We start from the raw sequence: 19,812 nt of genomic DNA, 5'->3' as shown, positions 1-19,812 counted from the left end.
CTGCGTATCTCAACGGTAACAAGCTGCTTCGCCAGAAGAGTGTGCATTACCGACTAGCCTCAATCAGGGATCCGGCTACGCAATATCAGTCCGGTATCGGACAACCGCTGAGACATGTCCTTCAGATTGGCGAACTCGATGTCATTCACACGCTGCCACGCAGGTCGGTGGAGCGAGACCTTGCCGTCACTCAATCGAGTTATCGGCGTGCGCTGGAGCATGCCCTGTTTGCTGCGGTGGATCAGGGTGTAGCTGTCGCCCGCTTTTTCGAACAGATACATGCCACGCCTGTACAAAAGATTCTCCAGCGTCTCCTCGCTCCAGGCCAGCTCGGGTGCCTGGACTTTCAAGCGCAAGTCGGCGCGCAGAAGATCCGGATTTCCTTGCCTGACAGTGCCACCGGGCGAGCTGCCGCGTGGTACTTCAATACCCGGATCGACATCCACGCCCAGCTCTTCACCAATGCCGACTTCATCGATTCGCAGACCGATTGCTCCTTTCAACTCACTGATGCCCAGTAGTCCTCTGAAGGTATTGGTGTTGTGAGCATCCGTCACTACGATCCATTTTCCCGGGCTGTTGAGGTAGACATCGCCGGTCATGATGTCGTTTGTCAGATAGGTGCTCATCATCTGCTCGTCGACGGAGGGCAGCGGGGTTTTCATTTTGTAGCTGGCGGCGCAGTCGATCGCCTGGACCCGAACCCCGTTCGCTCGTGCGACCTGGACCAGTTCCAACGGGTTGAATCGACCGCCGGGATCGGTGCCGAGGCTGTTCAGGTAAGTGCGTAAATCCACGGTCATCTGGCCGCTGATGAAGTAGCGGTTCAGTTCAACCTGAGCGAAGTCACTGAGCAGCCCGCGCATGTAGAGGGTTTTCGCGTGGCGGGCCAATGCCGGCATGCTTTCAATCAGAAAACGCAGGCTGGCGATGCGATCAAGGGTTTCTCCCACCACTAGCCCTGAAGCACTTCCAAAAATCCCGTCGACAAGATCGGCCAGCGTCATCAGGCGGCTGATTTCGCGCATTGCCGGACGAGCAGGCTGAATAACCCACGGCAGGTTCCTGAAAAAGGCCTCGGGCTGAACTCTGCAGGAGTTGGCGTTTGCCGGCGGCATACAACTCGAACGGGTCGTCCATGCCGAAACTGCCAGCACCGTCGGGCTGCAGTTGGGCATGTGTTTCGTTGAGATTCAGTGCCCAGGCTTTTATCGAACGACGCACCGGCGGGTCGATGTCGTAGGCGCTGGTCACCGGGCGCGGGGGCCGTGATGTCGAGGATTGCGGTTCTGCCACTGGTTGTGCGGGCGTCTCCGGTGATGCCGGTTCGAAGGTACCGAGTTCGATATCAGGGGCGCATTGCTTGCCCATGCACTGGCCGCCTCCCTTGAGGCCCAGTGCTGGCATGCGCTCCCATTCACCTTCGGCATTGAGACGGACAGGCAGGGCGTGGACGAGCTGGTTGGGTCGCTCAGGATCTATGATCGCCCAGTCACCACTGCCCCGAGAGTTGGCGAAGTAGCGCACGTAGTACGGAGCGTCATTCATCAGGATGGCGTAGGGCGGATCAGCGTCGAGACGGTAGATTCCGTGGAACTTCCCGAACTCCTTGCCGAGTGCCGTGCCGTCGAGCAACTCGTTGCATTGATAACGTTCGGGTACTGCTGGCGATGGGGCGTTCTGCGCAGGAATCAGCGTCGTTTCATCGACATTTGGCAGGGTGATTTCGGCATCGTCCGGCACCATGATCTGCATTGGCTTGTCAGCCTCGGAGGGAGGATTCAGCGCTTCGCTGTACTCGGCCATTTCTGCGGCCTCTGCCGCATCGACTTCGGCGCCAATCTCCAGCATCGGCCCGGTGCCGATCAGCAATGGAAGGTTGAATAACAGGTTGATGCCACTCAGTACCGCCCCCAATACGCCGGCCTTGCGTTCGGCGTTGGTCTTGCCGTTCTGCGCCTGATCGATATTCAGGCCCATGCTGGCGATGGTCGCGCCTATTACCGGCAACGCCAGCGGCCATCCGACAGTGGCCATCGGCCCGAACACCTTGAGACCCGCACTGAGGTAACCGATCCACAACTTTTTGCGCAGATCGCCATTGGATGTCAGGGACAGGTGCGCTTCTGCGAACATTGCCTGGCGGGTCGAGTCGCGTAGCCAACAGAATGCATCATCGCTCAGCACTTGGTTTGTACGGTTGATCAGGTGATGGTCGGCCCGGCCCCAGGTGGCCACCAGGCGATTCATCAGATCACTAATGTTCTCGCTCATCTGCTGACGATCGGCGAGAGCAAAATGATTCAGGAAGGTCGCGCGGCGTTTTGCGTCGTTCAGCTGATCCAGCACCCACCAATGCAGGTCCGCCGCCGTTTCCTTGACCACAAATGCCTCGGCTTCGTTGGGCAGATAGATAATCTGCCGGCCGGCGGGGGCGACGAGGCGCAGTAGTTGCGGGGCGACGTGTCCGTCAATGTCGAAGGCGCATACCTTCCCCGTTGGTGTGTGACTCGCTTGCAGCATGCTCAAGGTGACCGGCCAACTGAGAGGCCCCACCACGGAATCCACCAGCCATTGAAAGTCACTGCCGTTGAGCTGCCCAAGATCCAGAGCCTGCACCGCACGGCTAAGGAAATTGCACTTGGCCAAGGTGCGGAAATCCTCGCCGTGACTGTTCCAGAAGTCCGTCAGAATGGCCGTGTAGTGCCCACTGAAATCGAGGTTCCAGAACGCCTTCAAGACCTCATTGCCATGCAGGCGCACCTGGTTCTTTTCGTCGAAATTCTCAGACTGCGGACCTTCCGTATAGAAGCCGCCGTACAGATCGAGAAGATCGGCATTGTCCTGGTCGGTGGCGCGAAAACGATGAATCACCAACTGCGTCAGGGTCATCGATTCGTAGGGTTTTTCGCGGATGTGCTCCCAGCCGGTAAACGAGCGGCTACTGCTCTGGGCCGTCTTGAAACGATGGAAATAAACCTCATCCGGATCAAGGCTGGACAAGCCTTGGGCTTCCAGCAGATCACGGGCCGCTTCACGGGCGGCGTCCTGCAGGCCGGGGCAGTTCTGCACGACGGTATAGGCGATTCGCTTCAGAGCAGCCTTGTCTGCCGCGTTCGGCAGAGGGCTTGGTTGGGTGGCGTACATGCTTTCTCCATCCTTGAGAAATGAAGGCCGAGCATGGCCGATTCGCTCAAGGGGAGTGCACTACATATGTACCGCACAGGATCGTTGGAAATGTGCCGGGGTCAGCGCCGTGCCACGTCGGAAAAGTAGAACTTGTCCAAGGTGTGCCGCGATTCGGTGTACTCGAACTGACGACCGTCCTGAAGGAAGGTCTGGTTGCTGACCACGATCACATGGCTCTGGCCGTCGAGGTCCAGGTGCAGTTGATCGTCCTTGCTGCGCGGCACGGCTTCGATGGTGCGTTGGGCGTAGGCAATCTGTAGCTGCAGGGTCTGTTCGATATGGGCGTAGATCGACTGCTCGGCAATATCGAGGGACAGACCGGGAATGACTTCGCTGACGAAGTGGTTGATGTCGAGGATGACCCGTTTGCCGTCGATCCGCCGCACACGCTTGATCCGCGTGATGAGGCTGCCCGGTTCGGCATGGATGTGTTCGAGCAGGGCGCCTTCGAGCGGGATCTGACTCAGTTCGACCACTTCGGTGCTGACGTCGTTGCCCAGGCGTGGGTAGGTCTCTTGAAAGCTGACGATGCCGCCGAGCTGAAACTCGATCGGGTTGGTCGAAAGCACGAAGGTGCCCTTGCCGTGGATCTTCTGCGCAAAGCCGCGTTCCTGAAGCAGTTCGATCGCCTTGCGCACCGTGCCACGGCTGGCCTGATAGCTGTCCATCAGTTCGGTTTCGGAAGGCAGGCGGGCGCCGCGCTCCAGGCGTTCAGTCGTGATGCTGGCCAGCAGATCGCTATAGATCTGGTTGTATTTGCTCATGGGTAGGCTCGGTGCCGACTGTGCTCAAAGCCACGAACCTTAAGGCCAGGGTAGGGCTTTGTCCATGTGGACGATGGAAATCACCTTAGGGCTGAGTAGGAAAATTCGTCTTCGGTCTGGCGGGAATAACCATAAACAAACTCGTCTGTACGAGTTGTTGCATTAACTCGTACAGACGAGTATTTTTCGCTTCGGCGTGCTGCCAATAACAACAATCCATAGCGGAAGAACTAGCATGAGCCACGACTACCCGAATATCGCCAGGCAATTGCTGCAAAGCCTCGGCGGCAGCGAAAACCTCGAACAGGCTGCCCATTGCGTCACGCGGTTGCGGCTGGCCCTGAAGGACCCGAGCCTGGTCGACAGCGCCACACTGAACCAGATCGACCTGGTCAAAGGCTCGTTCTTCACCGGCGGCCTGTATCAGGTGGTGATCGGTCCGGGCGAAGTGGAAAAGGTCTATGCCGAACTGCGTCGCCAGACCGGTCTCGCGGCGTCGACCATCGCTGACGTCAAACAGAAGAGCGCCGAAAAGATCAACGCCGTGCAGCGGCTGGTGCGGGTGTTTTCCGACGTGTTCATGCCGATCCTGCCGGCGCTGATCATTGCCGGCCTGTTGATGGGCATCAACAATCTGCTCGGCGCCAAAGGCATGTTCATCGAAGGGCGAACCCTGCTCGATGCCTACCCGAAACTCGACGGGCTGTGGAGCCTGATCAACCTGATGGCCAACACCTCGTTCGTGTTTCTGCCGGCGCTGGTGGGCTGGTCGGCGGCCAAACGCTTTGGCGGCAGCGAGATCCTCGGCATTGTGCTTGGCCTGATGCTGGTACATCCGGATCTGCTCAACGCCTGGAACTACGGCAAGGCCGTGGCCGGGCTGGACGGGCAGCAGTTGCCGTACTTCGACATTCTCGGTCTGTTTCAGGTGGAAAAGGTCGGTTACCAGGGGCAGATCCTGCCGATTCTGCTGGCCGCCTACGTGATGAGCGTCATCGAAAAATGGCTGCGCGCGCGCGTCCCCAACGCCATTCAATTGCTTGTGGTGCCGATTACCACCATCGTCGTCACCGGCGTGCTGGCGCTTGCAGTGATCGGCCCGGTGACCCGCCATATCGGCATCTTCATCACCGAGGGGCTGGTCATGTTGTTTGACCTGGCGCCGATGGTGGGTGGCGCGATTTTCGGTCTGCTGTACGCGCCGCTGGTGATCACCGGCATGCACCACATGTTTCTCGCGGTCGATCTGCAATTGATTTCGACCCAGGGCGGCACCTTCATCTGGCCGATGATCGTCATGTCCAACCTCGCACAGGGCAGTGCTGCCTTGGCGGTGTTCTGGATGACGCGCAATGCGCGGGACAAGAGCATGGCGTCGACCTCGGCGATTTCCGCCTACTTCGGTATCACCGAACCGGCGATGTTTGGCGTCAATCTTCGCTACAAGTTTCCGTTTTACGCCGCGCTGACCGGCTCGGCGCTGGGCTGTGTGTTTCTTTCGTTGAACAAGGTTCAGGCCTCGGCCATTGGCGTTGGTGGCCTGCCGGGATTCATCTCGATCATTCCGCAGTACATCCCGATGTTTGTGCTGGGGATGCTGATTGCCATGCTCGTGCCGTTTGTTCTGACCTGTGCATTGAGCATGAAGATTGTCCGGCCCGGTTATCGGGTTGCCTGATCAAGCACTTTCGCGAGCAGGCTCGCTCCCACAGTTGATCGCATTTCAATGTGGGTACGAGCTGCACGGACTTATTGAAGGAGTTGCGCCATGCAAGACTGGCAACGTTCGGTGATCTACCAGATCTACCCGAAGAGCTTTCATAGCCACGCCGGCAACCCGACAGGTGATCTGCTCGGTATCGTCGCCAAGCTCGACTACCTGCACTGGCTGGGCGTCGACTGCTTGTGGATCACGCCATTCCTGCGTTCGCCGCAACGCGACAACGGCTACGACATCAGTGATTACTACGCCATCGATCCGAGCTACGGCAGCATGGCCGACTGCGAGCTGTTGATCGCCGAAGCGGGCAAGCGCGGGATCAAGCTGATGCTCGACATCGTGGTCAATCACACCTCGATCGAACACGTCTGGTTCCAGCAGGCGCGCAGCAGCCTCGACAATCCTTACCGTGACTTCTATATCTGGCGTGATCAGCCGAACAACTGGGAATCCAAGTTCGGCGGTTCCGCCTGGGAGTACGAGGCCCAGACCGGTCAGTACTACCTGCACCTGTTCGACCACACCCAGGCCGACCTGAATTGGGACAACCCCGAGGTCCGCGCCGAAGTGTTCAGAATGATGCAGTTCTGGCGGGACAAGGGCGTTGGCGGTTTTCGTCTGGATGTGATCAATCTGATCTCCAAGCCCGAAGACTTTCCCGAAGACAGCAGCGATGGCCGCCGCTTTTATACCGACGGGCCGAATGTCCACGCGTACTTGCAGCAGATGCACCGCGAAGTCTTCGAAGGGCACGAGCTGATCAATGTCGGCGAGATGTCATCGACCAGCCTCGAGCACTGCATTCGCTATTCGAATCCGCAGTCGAAAGAACTGTCGATGACCTTCAACTTTCACCACTTGAAAGTCGATTATCCGAACCTGCAGAAGTGGGTACGCGCCGACTTCGATTTCCTTCAGCTGAAGAAAATTCTGTCCGACTGGCAGACCGGCATGCAGGCCGGTGGCGGCTGGAACGCGCTGTTCTGGTGTAACCACGATCAGCCGCGCGTGGTCTCGCGTTTCGGCCATGACGGCGAGTACCGCGAACGCTCGGCGAAGATGCTCGGTACCGCGCTGCATTTTCTGCAAGGCACGCCGTTCGTCTATCAGGGCGAAGAGCTGGGCATGACCAATCCGGGGTTCGAATCGATCGAGCATTATCGCGATGTCGAGACGCTGAACATCTTTCGCCTCAAGCGCGAAGCCGGCAGCAGCGATGCCGACAACATGGCGGCGATCATGCAGAAGTCCCGCGATAACGGTCGCACGCCGATGCACTGGGACGCTGGGCCGAACGCCGGTTTCAGCAGCGTCGAACCGTGGATCGGGGTACCGGCCAATGCCGCGCAGATCAACGTCGCCCATCAGCTCGACGACCCGGACTCGGTGTTGCATCACTACCGCCGTCTGATCGCGCTGCGCCGCAGCGAATCGTTGATCACCGACGGGCTGTACCAACAATTGCTGCCTGAGCATCCGCAGGTCTGGGCGTATGTGCGTGAAGGTGACGCCGAGCGTTTGTTGGTGGTGAACAACTTTTACGGGACAACCTGTGAAGTGGAGTTGCCGGCGACGGTCATCAGCGAGTCGATGAGCCAGCGCCAGTTGATCAGCAATTATGCGGACGGGCCGTTGCGCAAGCGCCAGGTGACTTTAAGACCTTACGAGTCATTCGTTCTGCACCTGATCGATCCCTGACCGTTAACTAAAAAAACAGCTTTCAAAACAACACGCAGAGCACTGCGCGGGGGATTTCTGCGCGCCGAATTCATGCAACCAGACAATAAAAACAATGGGGTGGCTTATGAAAACAACAATAAATCGCAGCCTTGCAGTCGCAGGTTTTTGCCTGGCTTTACCGCCAGCGTCACAAGCGCTGGAGTTTGGCGGCTACTTGCGTAGCGGTGTCGGCACGTCGGTCAACAGCAGCGGTCAGTCGTGCTTCCAGTTACCCGGTGCGCAGACCAAATATCGTCTGGGTAACGAGTGCGAGCAGTACGGTGAACTGGAGTTGCGTCAGGATCTGTACACCCTCGACGATGGTTCGGTCCTGAGTGTCGACGGCATGGCCTCGCTGTATAACCGCTACGACCGCAGCCCCACGTTCAAAGACGACAATGGCTCGATACGCTTGCCGCAAGCCTACGCACAGTGGTCGGCAATGCCGGCGCTCAATGGCGGTTCACTCTGGGCCGGGCGCCGTTATTACAAGCGCAATGACATCCATATTTCCGACTTCTACTACTGGAACCAGAGCGCCACCGGGGGCGGGGTCGAAGACGTATTGATCGGCGACCTTAAATACAGCTACGCCTTCTCGCGCAAGGACAATCTGTACCAGAAGGACTACATCAATCGGCATGACTTCAACGTTGCCGGTTTCAAGACCAACCCGGGCGGTGAGCTGGAGTTCGGCTTGAGTTATATCGACAAACCCGACAGCCGCGATGCCCACCGAGGCTGGGCAATCACCACGCAACATGTGCAAAAGGATTTTCTCGGCGGCAAGAACAAACTGGCGCTGCAATACGGTGAGGGGCCGGGCACCGGACTGGGCTACACCGGCAACGTCAAACTGGACGACAACAACAAAAGCTACCGGATCGTCGAGTTTTTCGACTGGCAGGTGACGCCGCGCTTCGGTGGTCAGGTCGAGGCGGTGTATCAGAAAGACATTCGCCCGGACGGTGTCGAGCAGAACTGGATCTCGTTGGGGGTGCGTCCCGCCTATGCGCTCAGTGAACACTTCAAACTGGTCACCGAACTGGGTCACGATCAAGTCGAAGCCCCGGGTGGCACGCGCAAGCTGAGCAAGTTCACGTTTGCCCCGACCTGGTCGCCCAAAGGCCCGGAGTTCTGGGCGCGTCCCGAGGTGCGTCTGTATTACACGTACGCCACCTGGAACGAGGCGGCGAAACGTGCGGCCAACGAACTGGCGAAAGGCTCGGCATTGTCTGACACCGGCTCTTTCGGCACCGCTCGCCACGGTGCGAATGTCGGATTGCAGGTCGAATACTGGTGGAAATAAGCGATGCTGATGGAGCGTCGCGCTCCATCGGCACTTCAAAGAACAAAACTGCAGGTGACGTCATGGCCACACCCCAACCTTTGCAACTGCTGGCTCCCTTGTCCGGTGTCCTGATGGCGCTCGAGCAAGTGCCCGATCCGGTGTTTTCCGGACGCGTGATCGGCGACGGTCTGTGCATCGATCCGACCTCGTCGACCTTATGCGCGCCCTTGGCCGGAGTTATCAGCAACGTGCAGGCCAGCGGGCATGCCGTGAGCATCACGGATGACAACGGCGTGCAGGTGTTGATGCATATTGGCCTCGATACGGTGAACCTCGGCGGGCAAGGTTTCACTCGCCTGGTCGAAGAGGGGCAACGGGTTGCCGCCGGGCAGGCGCTGATCGAGTTCGATGCCGATTACATTGTTCGGCATGCGCGCAGCCTGATGACGTTGATGCTGGTGGTCAGCGGTGAGCCGTTTACCTGACTGGTCGCGTCGAGCGGACAGGTCGAAAGCGCTCAGCCGTTGCTTGAAATAGCCAGCACCCAGGCACTCAGCGAGGAAGCAGTGGCGACAGAGGGGCAGGCTGTTTTCTCGCAACCATTGAAACTGCCCAACCCCAATGGTCTGCACGCGCGCCCGGCGGCAGTTTTCGCGCAAGCGGCAAAGGTCTTCTCGGCAAAGATTTACCTGCATAAGCAGCAGGCTCAAGCCAACGCCAAATCGCTGGTGGCGATCATGGCGTTGCAGACCGCGTTCGGCGACAGCGTGCAGCTCAGTGCGGTGGGCGAAGACGCTGATGCAGCGATCGAGGTGCTGACTCGACTATTGGCCGAAGGCTGCGGTGAAACGGTAACGGCAGTGGCGCCTACCGAGGTCGTCGTCACGGAGGCGCTAACGCTTCTGCGGGGCGTCTGCGCGTCACCCGGTTCGGCATTGGGCCAAGTGGTGCAGATCAGCGAACCGGTCTTCGACGTCAGCGAATTTGGCGGCGGAGCAGAGGTCGAGCGTGCGGCCCTCGCCAATGCCCTGATCGAAGCCGATCTGGCCTTGCAGCATTTGCGTGATACCGCTGCTGGTGCAGCCGAAGCCGAGATCTTCAAGGCCCATCAGGAACTGCTCGAAGATCCGGGTCTGCTCGATCAGGCGCAAGCGTTGATCGACGAGGGTAAAAGCGCGGCCTTCGCCTGGCGCGCCGCCACTGAAGAAACCGCGATCATGTTTCGCCAGCTCGGCAGTGCACTGCTGGCCGAACGGGCGGCGGATCTGACCGATGTCGGGCGCCGGGTGCTCAAGCTGTTATTGGGGATTGGTGATCAGGCGCTGGAGCTGCCGCATGGAAGCATTCTGATTGCCGATCAACTGACCCCGTCGCAGACCGCCGGTATCGATACCGGCAAGGTACTGGGTTTCGCTACGGTGGGGGGCGGCGCGACCAGTCACGTGGCGATTCTCGCCCGCGCCTGTGGCCTGCCATCGATCTGCGGGGTGCCGGTGCAAATGCTTGCGCTGGGCAATGGCACTCAAGTACTGCTCGATGCCGACAAGGGCGAACTGCATGTGCATCCGGACTCGGCGGCGATCAAACAATGGCAAGCGCGCCACGCGCAACAGCGCCAACGCCACGAGCATGAGCTGGCCAATGCAGCGCTCGCGGCGCGCACCCGTGACGGCCATCACGTCGAGGTGTCGGCCAATGTCGCCTCTTTGTCTGAAACCGGGCAGGCCATGGCCTCGGGGGGCGCGGGTGTCGGACTGCTGCGTTCGGAGTTTCTCTACCTGGGCCGCAACCACGCGCCGAGCCATGACGAACAGGTCGCCACTTACAGCGCGATCGCTCGCTGCGTGGGGCCTGCGCACAATCTGGTGGTGCGCACCCTCGATGTCGGCGGCGACAAACCGCTGGCCTACGTACCCATGGACAGCGAAACCAACCCGTTCCTCGGCGTGCGCGGCATTCGCTTGTGCCTGGAGCGCCCGCAATTATTGCGAGAGCAGTTCCGCGCCATGCTCGGCTGCTGCGATCTGACACGTTTGCACATCATGTTGCCGATGGTCACGCAGCTGTCGGAGCTGCGTCTGGCGCGGCAGATGCTCGACGAGGAAATCCTCGCGCTAGGGCTAACGCAACGGCCGAAAATGGGGATCATGATCGAAGTGCCGGCCGCAGCGCTGATGGCGGATCTGTTTGCGCCGCTGGTGGATTTCTTCTCGATCGGCACCAACGACCTGACGCAATACACCCTGGCGATGGATCGCGACCACCCGCGCCTGGCCAGTCAGGCGGACAGTTTTCATCCCTCGGTGCTGCGTCTGATCGCCATGACTGTGAAGGCCGCGCATGCCCATGGCAAATGGGTCGGCGTGTGCGGGGCGATGGCCTCTGAACGTCTGGCGGTGCCGCTGTTGCTGGGGTTGGGTGTGGATGAGTTGTCGGTGAGCGTGCCGATGATTGCCCCGGTCAAGGCAACAGTGCGCGAGCTTGCGCTGGCGGATTGTCAGATCATCGCCCAACAGGTGCTCGGTCTGGAAAGTGCCGGGCAGGTGCGCGAGGCGTTGCAGCTGTTTCACGAGGCAACCGTCGATACTTTGCGGGTTCTGGAGAACTGAACATGTTCGATCAATTGCAGAAGGCATTCTGGAAAGCCCTGACCCCGGATCTGGTCGCGGACACACCGACAGCTGCGGCCGAGCAGAGCGACGGATTGAGCGCCGATATCGTCGCGGCGCTGGGCGGTGTGGATAACCTGAAGTCGCAGCAACCGCTGGCGTTGACGCGGGTGCGTGTAGTGTTGCGTGATGTGTCGCACATCGACCAACGGGCGTTGAGCGCCGCCGGAGTCGCGGGCGTGATGCCCTTGGCGGACGGTGTGGTGCACCTGATTACCGGGCTGCGGCCTTAAGCCGGCAGGTGATGTGCGGCCTCAGGTCGCCCTTACTGTTTCTCAACCGCAGGTGTATCGTATTCGCCTTTTGCAGGCCTTCAGGGCCTGTCGCTGATACGTGAGGTAGTTGAGTTCATGTCCTTTACCCGTCGCCAAATCCTCGGTGGCCTGGCCGGTCTTGTTGTCGTTGGCGTTGGTGCGGGGGGCGCGTCGCGTTATTGGCTCGGCAAAATGGCCGACGCCGAGGCGGGCCACGATTATGAACTGATCGCCGCACCGCTGGACGTCGAGCTGGTGCCGGGGCACAAGACCGAGGCCTGGGCATTCGGCCCGTCGGCGCCGGGCACCGAGTTGCGTGTGCGCCAGGGTGAATGGCTGCGGGTGCGCTTCATCAACCACCTGCCGGTGGCGACGACCATTCACTGGCACGGCATTCGTCTGCCGCTGGAAATGGACGGCGTGCCGTACGTGTCGCAGCTGCCGGTGTTGCCGGGCGAGTACTTCGACTACAAATTCCGCGTGCCGGATGCCGGCAGCTATTGGTATCACCCGCACGTCAGCAGCAGCGAAGAACTCGGGCGCGGGTTGGTCGGGCCGCTGATCATCGAAGAGCGCGAGCCCACTGGTTTCAAGTACGAAAAAACCTTGAGCCTGAAAAACTGGCACATCGATGACGAAGGCAATTTCGTCGAGTTCAGCATTCCCCGTGAAGCCGCGCGTGGTGGCACGGCGGGGCGGTTGTCGACCATCAACGGTGTGCCGACCCCGGTGATCGAACTGCCGGCCGGGCAGATCACCCGGGTGCGTTTGCTCAACCTCGACAACACGTTGACTTACCGCATCAACATTCCCGGCGTCGAAGCGAAGATTTATGCGCTGGACGGCAATCCGGTCGAGCCACGGCCGTTGGGCAAGGAATACTGGCTGGGTCCGGGCATGCGCATTTGTCTGGCGATCAAGGCACCGGCGGCGGGCGAAGAGTTGTCGCTGCGCAATGGCCCGGTACGTCTCGGCACCCTGCGTTCGGTGGCCAATAACGAGGCGCCGACTGACTGGCCAAAAGCGCTGCCGGCCAACCCGGTGGCTGAGCCGGACCTGGCCAATGCCGAGAAACTCAACTTCAATTTCGAATGGGTCGGCTCGGTGTCGGTCAACGTCGACAATGGCCGGCCGCCGAGCCTGTGGCAGATCAACGGCAAGGCCTGGGACATCACCGACAAGACCTGCGCTGATCGGCCGATCGCCAGCCTGAAACTGGGGCAGAGCTACATCTTCGAATTGAAGAACATGACCCAGTATCAGCACCCGATCCACTTGCATGGCATGAGTTTCAAGGTGATCGCGTCGAACCGGCACAAGATCATTCCGTACTTTACCGACACTTATCTGCTGGGCAAGAACGAGCGCGCGCAAGTGGCGCTGGTGGCCGATAATCCGGGGGTGTGGATGTTCCATTGCCACGTGATCGACCACATGGAAACCGGCCTGATGGCCGCCATCGAGGTGAAGTGATGCGCCAGATTCGCCCCGCCGCGATCATCGACCGCAGCCGAGACCGTGACTTCATGCGCGAAGCCCTGACTCTCGCGGCACAAGGCGCAGCCCTCGGCGAAGTGCCGGTGGGCGCGGTGCTGGTGCAGGATGGCGAAATCATCGGCCGCGGCTTCAACTGCCCAATCAGCACCAGCGATCCGAGTGCCCATGCGGAAATGGTCGCCATTCGTGCGGCCGCGCAGGCAGTGGATAACTATCGCCTGCCGGGCAGCACGCTGTATGTGACGCTGGAACCGTGCAGTATGTGCGCCGGTTTGATCGTGCATTCGCGAGTGGCGCGGGTGGTGTATGGCGCGCTGGAGCCGAAGGCGGGGATTGTGCAGAGTCAGGGGCAGTTTTTTACCCAGGGCTTTTTGAATCACCGGGTGTTGTATGAAGGCGGGGTGTTGGCGGAGGAGTGTGGCGCCGTGCTGACCGAGTTCTTCCGGGCCCGAAGAGCAAAAAGCCCCTCACCCTAACCCTCTCCCAGAGGGAGAGGGGACTGACCGGATTGGATAGGCGAGGTCCGCCGACCTGAGATACCGAGTCGAACTCAAGTTTAGAAAAGCCCAAAGATCGGCCCCCTCTACCAGCGGGAGAGGGGACTGACCGAGCTGGATGGGCGAGGTCCGCCGACCTGAGATACCGAGTCGAACTCAAGTTTTGAAAAGCCCGAAGATCGGCTCCCTCTACCAGCGGGAGAGGGGGCTGACCGAGCTGGATGGGCGAGGTCCGCCGACCTGAGATACCGAGTCGAACTCAAGTTTTGAAAAGCCCGAAGATCGGCTCTCTCTCCCTGGGGAGAGGGCTGGGGTGAGGGGTGAGTTCACCGCGGTGTTTGAGAGGTCGGATTACTTCTTCGCGACAATCACCGCACGCATCGGCGCCGGCAACCCTTCGATGGTTTTGCTGTGGTCTTCCGGATCAAGGAAATCACTCAGCGACTGATACTTCATCCACTCAGTCCCGCGCTGTTCTTCAACCGTGGTTGTGCTCACATCCACGCAACGAATGTCGGTGAAACCGGCGCGACGCAGCCACAACTCCAGCGCCGGCACCGACGGCAGGAACCACACGTTTCGCATTTGCGCATAGCGATCTTCCGGCACCAGCACCTGATGCTTGTCGCCTTCAACCACCAGCGTTTCCAGCACCAGCTCGCCGCCCTTGACCAGACAATCCTTCAGCGCCAGCAAGTGCTCGATCGGCGAGCGACGGTGGTAGAACACGCCCATCGAAAACACCGTGTCGAAACCTTCCAGATTCGGCGGCAGGTCTTCAAAGGGGAACGGCAAATGCCACGCGTTCGGCTCTGAGAGATAACGTTGCACCGCCTGAAACTGGCAGAAGAACAGCCAGTTCGGATCGACACCGATCACACTGTTCGCGCCGGCGCCGAGCATACGCCACATGTAGTAGCCGTTACCGCAGCCGACATCGAGGATACGTTTGCCCTTCAGGTCCAGATGCGGGGCGACCCGCGACCATTTCCAGTCCGAGCGCCATTCGGTGTCGACGTGCACGCCAAACAGATCGAACGGCCCTTTGCGCCATGGCGACAGGCCCATCAGCGCAGTACGCATCTGCGCGCGGGTTTCGTCGTCGCAATCGGTGTCGAGTCTCAGGCCATTAAGCAGATCGATTTCGCTCGGCTGAATCTTCGGCAAGGCGTCCAGCGCACTTTGCCAGCGCTCCAGATCGCCGTGACCTTTCTCCATTTTCTTGTCGAGTTGCGCTTGCAGGGTGTTGGCCCATTCGGCCAGCGGTGTACCAGCCAGACGGCGGGCGAGGGGGGACAGATCAATCATGGCAAGGCAATCAACGAGGCAAAGTTAAGACACTGGAACCACGGCACGACTTTCGAGAACCCGGCGGCCAGCAGGCGTTCGCGGTGTTCTTCGAGGCTGTCGGGCTTCATGACGTTTTCGATGGCGCTGCGCTTCTGGGCGATTTCCAGTTCGCTGTAGCCGTTGGCGCGTTTGAAGGCGACGTGCAGATCGGTGAGTAAGGCGTGTTCTTCGGCATCGTTGAAACGCAGCTTCTCCGAGAGGATCAGCGCGCCGCCCGGCAGCAGCGACTGGCGGATGCGTGAGAGCAACGCGGTGCGCTGATCCGGGGCGATGAATTGCAGGGTGAAGTTCAGCGCCACCACCGAAGCAGGTTGAAAATCGAGGGCGAGAATGTCGCCTTCGATCACTTCAACCGGCAGCAACTCCTGGAACATCGAATCCTGACCGTTGAGGTATTCGCGGCAGCGTTCGACCATCGCGGCGGAGTTATCCACAGCGATCACCCGGCAACCGTCGGTGCGCACGTGGCGGCGCAGGGCTTGAGTGACCGCGCCCAGTGACGAGCCGAGGTCGTAGAGCACGCTGTTCGGCTGGGCGAACTGCGCGGCGAGCACGCCGAGGTTTTCGACGATGGTCGGGTAACCCGGCACCGAGCGCTTGATCATGTCCGGGAACACCCGCACCACGTCTTCGTTGAAGGCGAAGTCAGGTACCTGGGCCAGAGGCTTGGCGAAAATGCGATCGGGTTCTTTGCTCACGGCGGTTCCGGCGGTGTCGGTGGAAAAGGCCGGCATTTTAGCCAAAGTGGCGTCGGGATGCTTGGGTTGTCTGATAAAGCGGCAAATCAAAAGATCGCAGCCTGCGGCAGCTCCTACAGGGGAATGCGGTTTTCTGTAGGAGCTGCCGCAGGCTGCGATCTTTTAAAGGCTGGCGCGTTTACTTTGAGAGAACGCCGAGGCGGCAATGCCCCACTGGCCCAGCCAGTAGCTGAGGATGATGACGTAAGGTGCCGCGTGGAATGGCGATACAAAGCGATCGATACCGATCACGCTGTCGGAGAACACAAACGCCAGCGCACCGCCCGCCGCCAGAAGCGCCGAACGTTTGGGCACATCGGTGCCAAGGCGAGCGAGGGCGCGCCAGAGCATTGCGCTGATCGCCGTGCCATAGACAATCACCGGTACTAGCAATGGCCCGAGTCCGCTGGAAATGAGCATCCCCAGCAACACCGCGCCAACACCGAGAGCAAGTGCCAGCGGCAAAATCGCCAGACGCTTGCAGTCACTCAAATAAGCCTTCAGATACGCCAGATGTGCGACCAGAAACGCACCGAGGCCAAATACAAACAGATCGCCCGGCCACGCCAGCAACACATCACCCAGCAACGAGAAAATCAGCCCGAGGCTGATCCAGCGCCGATAGTCGCTGGGCGGCGCATCATGTAGCCAGCCGAGCAGCGCCAGCACCGGCAGCGGTTTCACCAACAGGCACAGCAACGCCGCATGGGTGCTGACACCGTAGAGAAACGTCACCGCGCCCATCAGCGCCAGAATCAGCCAGCCCACGATCAGTTCACCGAAATGGCGCAGTCAAAGGTTTCTACCGGCAGCACTTCCGGCGCCCATGGCTGTTGCGAGGTCAGACGCAGACGCCCGGTGCCGGGGGCAAAAGCCTGGAAGCGCCAGGTCGACAGACCCGCTGCACCGACCACGCCGGCATCTTCCGGATTGCTGTAGACCTCGGGGCTGAGCGCGCGCAATACGCCGCCAGCGGAATCCTGGATGGCCCAGCGATAACCGGTGGTCGGGTTGCTTGGCAGCATGATGATGAGGTTTTGCCCGTTGGTCAGCCGTACTGGGCATTCGCTTTGTTTTTCCACTGTCACGTTGTGTTTCGGTTGCGTGGCGCAGGCGGCCAGCAACGAGAGGGCGAGGGGGAGAAACAGGCGAGTGGGGGACATAGGGTCAGCGGCTCCGAGCGTTCACGACGAACGGCGAGCATAACTGAAGATGAGACAAAGTGTGACAGTCGGGGAGTGTTGGTGTCTGGGCTGACGCCATCGCGAGCAGGCTCACTCCTACAGTGGGTTGTGGCGTTCACAAATCAACTGTTCACCACAGAACCCTGTAGGAGTGAGCCTGCTCGCAATAGCGGTGGTCATATCACCGCAGAACTATCAGAACAGCACCTTCGCCACATCTGCGAACTTCTTCGCGAAGTGCACAGTAATCCCTTCCTTCAGATAATCCGGCAATTCCTCAAAATTCCCCCGATTCGGCTCCGGCAAAATCAGCTCAAAAATCTTCTGCCGTCTTGCCGCAATCACCTTCTCGCGAACCCCACCAATCGGCAGTACATGCCCGGTCAGCGTCAGTTCACCCGTCATCGCCACGCCTTTTTTCGGCGGCTGATTACGCGCCAAAGACAACAACGCACTAGCCATGGTCACGCCGGCGCTCGGGCCGTCCTTCGGTGTCGCGCCTTCCGGTACGTGCAGGTGGACGAAGGCTTCGTCGAAGAACTTCGCGTCACCGCCGAACTGTTTCAGGTGCGAGCTGACGTAGCTGTAGGCGATCTCCGCCGATTCCTTCATCACATCACCGAGTTGCCCGGTGAGTTTGAAGCCACGGTTGAGCGTGTGAATCCGCGTCGCTTCGATCGGCAATGTGGCGCCGCCCATGCTGGTCCAGGCCAGACCGGTAATCACGCCGGTACCAGACAGCACTTGTTCGTTGCGGAACACCGGATGACCGAGTGACGCTTCGAGGTCTTTCGGCCCGAGCTTGATCACCGCTTTCGGGTCATCAATGAGCTTCATCACCGCTTTGCGCACCAGTTTGCCCATTTGCTTTTCCAACTGACGCACGCCGGCTTCACGGGCGTAACCGTCGATCAGGGCTTTGAGCGCGGTATCGCTGATGCTCAAGCTGCCCTTGGACACGCCAGCCTTTTCCAGCAGTTTCGGCCACAGGTGACGCTTGGCGATGGCAACTTTCTCTTCGGTGATGTAGCCCGACAGGCGAATCACTTCCATGCGGTCGAGCAACGGACCCGGAATCGAATCGAGGGTGTTGGCGGTGCAGACGAACAGGACTTTCGACAGGTCCATGCGCAGGTCGAGGTAGTGGTCGAGGAATTCGACGTTCTGCTCCGGGTCGAGGGTTTCCAGCAGCGCCGAGGCCGGGTCGCCCTGGTAGCTCTGGCCCATCTTGTCGATTTCGTCGAGCATGATCACCGGGTTCATCACTTCGACGTCTTTCAACGCCTGCACCAGTTTGCCCGGCTGTGCGCCGATGTAGGTGCGGCGGTGGCCCTTGATCTCGGCTTCGTCGCGCATACCGCCGAGGCTGAAGCGGTAGAACGGCCGGCCAAGGGATTCGGCGATGGATTTGCCGACGCTGGTTTTACCCACGCCCGGCGGGCCGACCAGCAGCACGATGGAACCGCTGATCTCGCCTTTATAAGCACCGACGGCGAGGAATTCGAGGATGCGATCCTTGATGTCATCGAGGCCAGCGTGGTGTTTGTCGAGGATTTTGCGCGCGTGCTTGAGGTCGAGTTTGTCCTCGCCGTACACGCCCCACGGCACCGAGGTCGCCCAGTCGAGGTAGTTGCGGGTAACCGCGTATTCCGGCGAACCGGTCTCGAGGATCGACAGCTTGTTCATTTCCTCTTCGAGGCGCTTCTGCACCTGCGCCGGCAGGACTTTGCCTTCCAGGCGTTGTTCGAACTGTTCAAGGTCGGCGCTGCGGTCGTCCTTGGTCAGGCCGAGTTCCTGCTGGATGACCTTGAGTTGTTCCTTTAGGAAAAATTCGCGCTGATGCTCGCCGATCTTGCGGTTAACTTCGGCGGAAATCTCTTTTTGCAGACGCGCGACTTCGACTTCCTTGCGCAGCATCGGTAGGACTTTTTCCATGCGCTTGAGCATCGGCACGCAGTCGAGCACGCCTTGCAGCTCGGGGCCGGTGGCGGAGGTCAGGGCGGCGGCGAAGTCGGTGAGTGGCGACGGATCGTTGGGGCTGAAGCGGTTGAGGTAGTTCTTCAGTTCTTCGCTGTACAGCGGGTTGAGCGGCAGCAGTTCCTTGATCGCGTTGATCAGCGCCATGCCGTAGGCCTTGACCTCGTCGGTCGGCTCGGTGGGCTGGTGCGGGTATTCGACTTCGACCAGATACGGTGGGCGGTGGTGTTTCAGCCAGGTTTTGATGCGTACGCGGCTCAGGCCTTGGGCGACGAATTGCAGTTTGCCGTTTTCGCGGCTGGCGTGGTGGACTTTGACCAGGGTGCCGTACTGCGGCAGGGCGCCGGTGTCGAAGTGGCGCGGGTCTTCCTGGGGCGTGTCCATGAAGAACAGGGCCAGGGAGTGGTGTTCGGATTTGCTGACCAGTTCGAGGGTTTCGGCCCACGGTTCTTCGTTGACGATGACCGGCAGGACTTGGGCCGGGAAGAACGGGCGGTTGTGGATCGGGATGATGTAGACCTTGTCCGGCAGGTTCTGGCCGGGCAGGGCGAGGCCTTTGCCGGAGGAGGTATGTTCGATGTCGGTTTCGGTGTAGTCGTCGGGGTTTTCCGGGAATTCTTGCTGGTCGCTCATGGGGCACCTGCGCAATGGGGTATGGGTCTTAGATGGGGCAGGGCTTGGGTGGTTTCAATGGGGGGCGGTGTTTCTGATTGTGTGTTCAGGGTTTTGACAGGGTTCACGCTTTTCGACTTGGCGGCCTTTGGGCCGACCATGTTAGGGGTGTTTGGTGTGTATATCCGTTATTTAGGTAACGGCGGCTTAGGGTTTCGCCCTGACGGCGACTCACTTTTTTGACAAACCCCTCAAAAAAGTAAGCAAAAAAACGCTTGCTCCTACGTGCGGCCCGCTCGCTGGGGCTCGGGGTTCCTTCGCTCCGGGATCGATCCGGGCGCAGCGTCTACGG

Annotated in this window: 14 protein-coding genes and 1 pseudogene; 7 read left to right on the top strand and 8 right to left on the bottom strand. The window is 60.0% G+C overall.

The window, feature by feature from the left end:
* Positions 1-59: 59 nt before the first annotated feature.
* The 3 genes from AC5SEM_RS20055 to treR all read right to left on the bottom strand — a co-directional run bounded on the left by AC5SEM_RS20055 (position 60) and on the right by treR (position 3,953).
* On the bottom strand, positions 60-1,007 hold the full coding sequence (locus AC5SEM_RS20055; RefSeq protein ID WP_495471129.1) for a membrane-targeted effector domain-containing toxin: 948 nt from the start codon (positions 1,005-1,007) through the stop codon (positions 60-62).
* Positions 937-3,147 (bottom strand): dermonecrotic toxin domain-containing protein, encoded by a 2,211-nt coding sequence (locus AC5SEM_RS20050; protein ID WP_495471128.1) that lies wholly within the window; start codon positions 3,145-3,147, stop codon positions 937-939. The genes AC5SEM_RS20055 and AC5SEM_RS20050 overlap by 71 nt, the downstream gene beginning before the upstream one ends.
* 101 nt (positions 3,148-3,248) lie before the next feature.
* Entirely contained in the window at positions 3,249-3,953 is a 705-nt protein-coding gene (gene treR, locus AC5SEM_RS20045) for a trehalose operon repressor (protein WP_034156275.1), read from the bottom strand.
* A 235-nt stretch (positions 3,954-4,188) separates the two neighbouring features.
* Here treR and treP point away from each other — a divergent pair, with 235 nt between their 5' ends.
* From treP to tadA, 7 genes and pseudogenes are all read left to right on the top strand, one after another.
* Positions 4,189-5,631 (top strand): PTS system trehalose-specific EIIBC component, encoded by a 1,443-nt coding sequence (treP, locus tag AC5SEM_RS20040; protein ID WP_495471127.1) that lies wholly within the window; start codon positions 4,189-4,191, stop codon positions 5,629-5,631.
* Between the two features lie 90 nt (positions 5,632-5,721).
* On the top strand, positions 5,722-7,371 hold the full coding sequence (gene treC, locus AC5SEM_RS20035) for an alpha,alpha-phosphotrehalase (protein WP_137218368.1): 1,650 nt from the start codon (positions 5,722-5,724) through the stop codon (positions 7,369-7,371).
* Positions 7,372-7,477: 106 nt separating this feature from the next.
* Positions 7,478-8,701, top strand: a complete 1,224-nt coding sequence (locus AC5SEM_RS20030) for a maltoporin (protein ID WP_137218367.1) — start codon at positions 7,478-7,480, stop codon at positions 8,699-8,701.
* A gap of 62 nt (positions 8,702-8,763) precedes the next feature.
* Positions 8,764-11,292: pseudogene (gene ptsP, locus AC5SEM_RS20025) on the top strand (phosphoenolpyruvate--protein phosphotransferase).
* 2 nt (positions 11,293-11,294) lie between these two features.
* Positions 11,295-11,585 carry a PTS sugar transporter subunit IIB gene (locus tag AC5SEM_RS20020; RefSeq protein ID WP_368968595.1) on the top strand — a complete coding sequence of 97 codons (291 nt, stop codon included), beginning with the start codon at positions 11,295-11,297 and terminating at the stop codon, positions 11,583-11,585.
* A 117-nt stretch (positions 11,586-11,702) separates the two neighbouring features.
* Positions 11,703-13,079, top strand: coding sequence for a multicopper oxidase family protein (locus AC5SEM_RS20015; protein WP_495471126.1), 1,377 nt, complete (start codon positions 11,703-11,705; stop codon positions 13,077-13,079).
* Positions 13,079-13,579, top strand: coding sequence for a tRNA adenosine(34) deaminase TadA (gene tadA / locus AC5SEM_RS20010; RefSeq protein WP_034156281.1), 501 nt, complete (start codon positions 13,079-13,081; stop codon positions 13,577-13,579). Before AC5SEM_RS20015 ends, tadA begins: the two co-directional genes overlap by 1 nt.
* 372 nt (positions 13,580-13,951) lie before the next feature.
* On the opposite strand, the gene cmoB is transcribed toward tadA, so the two are convergent.
* From cmoB to lon, 5 genes are all read right to left on the bottom strand, one after another.
* The gene (gene cmoB / locus AC5SEM_RS20005) at positions 13,952-14,908 is read right to left on the bottom strand and encodes a tRNA 5-methoxyuridine(34)/uridine 5-oxyacetic acid(34) synthase CmoB (protein WP_116033036.1); all 957 of its coding nucleotides are present in this window, start codon (positions 14,906-14,908) and stop codon (positions 13,952-13,954) included.
* Complete coding sequence (cmoA, locus tag AC5SEM_RS20000; protein WP_175559565.1) at positions 14,905-15,684, bottom strand: carboxy-S-adenosyl-L-methionine synthase CmoA; 780 nt, start codon at positions 15,682-15,684, stop codon at positions 14,905-14,907. The genes cmoB and cmoA overlap by 4 nt, the downstream gene beginning before the upstream one ends.
* A 126-nt stretch (positions 15,685-15,810) precedes the next feature.
* Positions 15,811-16,455: a lysoplasmalogenase gene (locus AC5SEM_RS19995; RefSeq protein ID WP_185057841.1), complete on the bottom strand. Its 645-nt coding sequence runs from the start codon at positions 16,453-16,455 to the stop codon at positions 15,811-15,813.
* 2 nt (positions 16,456-16,457) lie between these two features.
* The gene (locus tag AC5SEM_RS19990; protein ID WP_007916811.1) at positions 16,458-16,850 is read right to left on the bottom strand and encodes a protease inhibitor I42 family protein; all 393 of its coding nucleotides are present in this window, start codon (positions 16,848-16,850) and stop codon (positions 16,458-16,460) included.
* Between the two features lie 216 nt (positions 16,851-17,066).
* On the bottom strand, positions 17,067-19,481 hold the full coding sequence (lon, locus tag AC5SEM_RS19985; protein ID WP_495471125.1) for an endopeptidase La: 2,415 nt from the start codon (positions 19,479-19,481) through the stop codon (positions 17,067-17,069).
* Between the last annotated feature and the right edge of the window lie 331 nt (positions 19,482-19,812).

The organism is Pseudomonas sp. CH61 (assembly GCF_059429415.1).
This window is presented reverse-complemented; position numbering and strand designations above follow the sequence as displayed.

Excerpts from the sequence above, each read along its gene's own strand:
- AC5SEM_RS20055 (WP_495471129.1), bottom strand. The coding sequence starts at position 1,007 with ATGACGCTGGCCGATCTTGTCGACGGGATTTTTGGAAGTGCTTCAGGG.
- AC5SEM_RS20050 (WP_495471128.1), bottom strand. The coding sequence starts at position 3,147 with ATGTACGCCACCCAACCAAGCCCTCTGCCGAACGCGGCAGACAAGGCT.
- treR (WP_034156275.1), bottom strand. The coding sequence starts at position 3,953 with ATGAGCAAATACAACCAGATCTATAGCGATCTGCTGGCCAGCATCACG.
- treP (WP_495471127.1), top strand. The coding sequence starts at position 4,189 with ATGAGCCACGACTACCCGAATATCGCCAGGCAATTGCTGCAAAGCCTC.
- treC (WP_137218368.1), top strand. The coding sequence starts at position 5,722 with ATGCAAGACTGGCAACGTTCGGTGATCTACCAGATCTACCCGAAGAGC.
- AC5SEM_RS20030 (WP_137218367.1), top strand. The coding sequence starts at position 7,478 with ATGAAAACAACAATAAATCGCAGCCTTGCAGTCGCAGGTTTTTGCCTG.
- AC5SEM_RS20020 (WP_368968595.1), top strand. The coding sequence starts at position 11,295 with ATGTTCGATCAATTGCAGAAGGCATTCTGGAAAGCCCTGACCCCGGAT.
- AC5SEM_RS20015 (WP_495471126.1), top strand. The coding sequence starts at position 11,703 with ATGTCCTTTACCCGTCGCCAAATCCTCGGTGGCCTGGCCGGTCTTGTT.
- tadA (WP_034156281.1), top strand. The coding sequence starts at position 13,079 with ATGCGCCAGATTCGCCCCGCCGCGATCATCGACCGCAGCCGAGACCGT.
- cmoB (WP_116033036.1), bottom strand. The coding sequence starts at position 14,908 with ATGATTGATCTGTCCCCCCTCGCCCGCCGTCTGGCTGGTACACCGCTG.
- cmoA (WP_175559565.1), bottom strand. The coding sequence starts at position 15,684 with ATGCCGGCCTTTTCCACCGACACCGCCGGAACCGCCGTGAGCAAAGAA.
- AC5SEM_RS19990 (WP_007916811.1), bottom strand. The coding sequence starts at position 16,850 with ATGTCCCCCACTCGCCTGTTTCTCCCCCTCGCCCTCTCGTTGCTGGCC.
- lon (WP_495471125.1), bottom strand. The coding sequence starts at position 19,481 with ATGAGCGACCAGCAAGAATTCCCGGAAAACCCCGACGACTACACCGAA.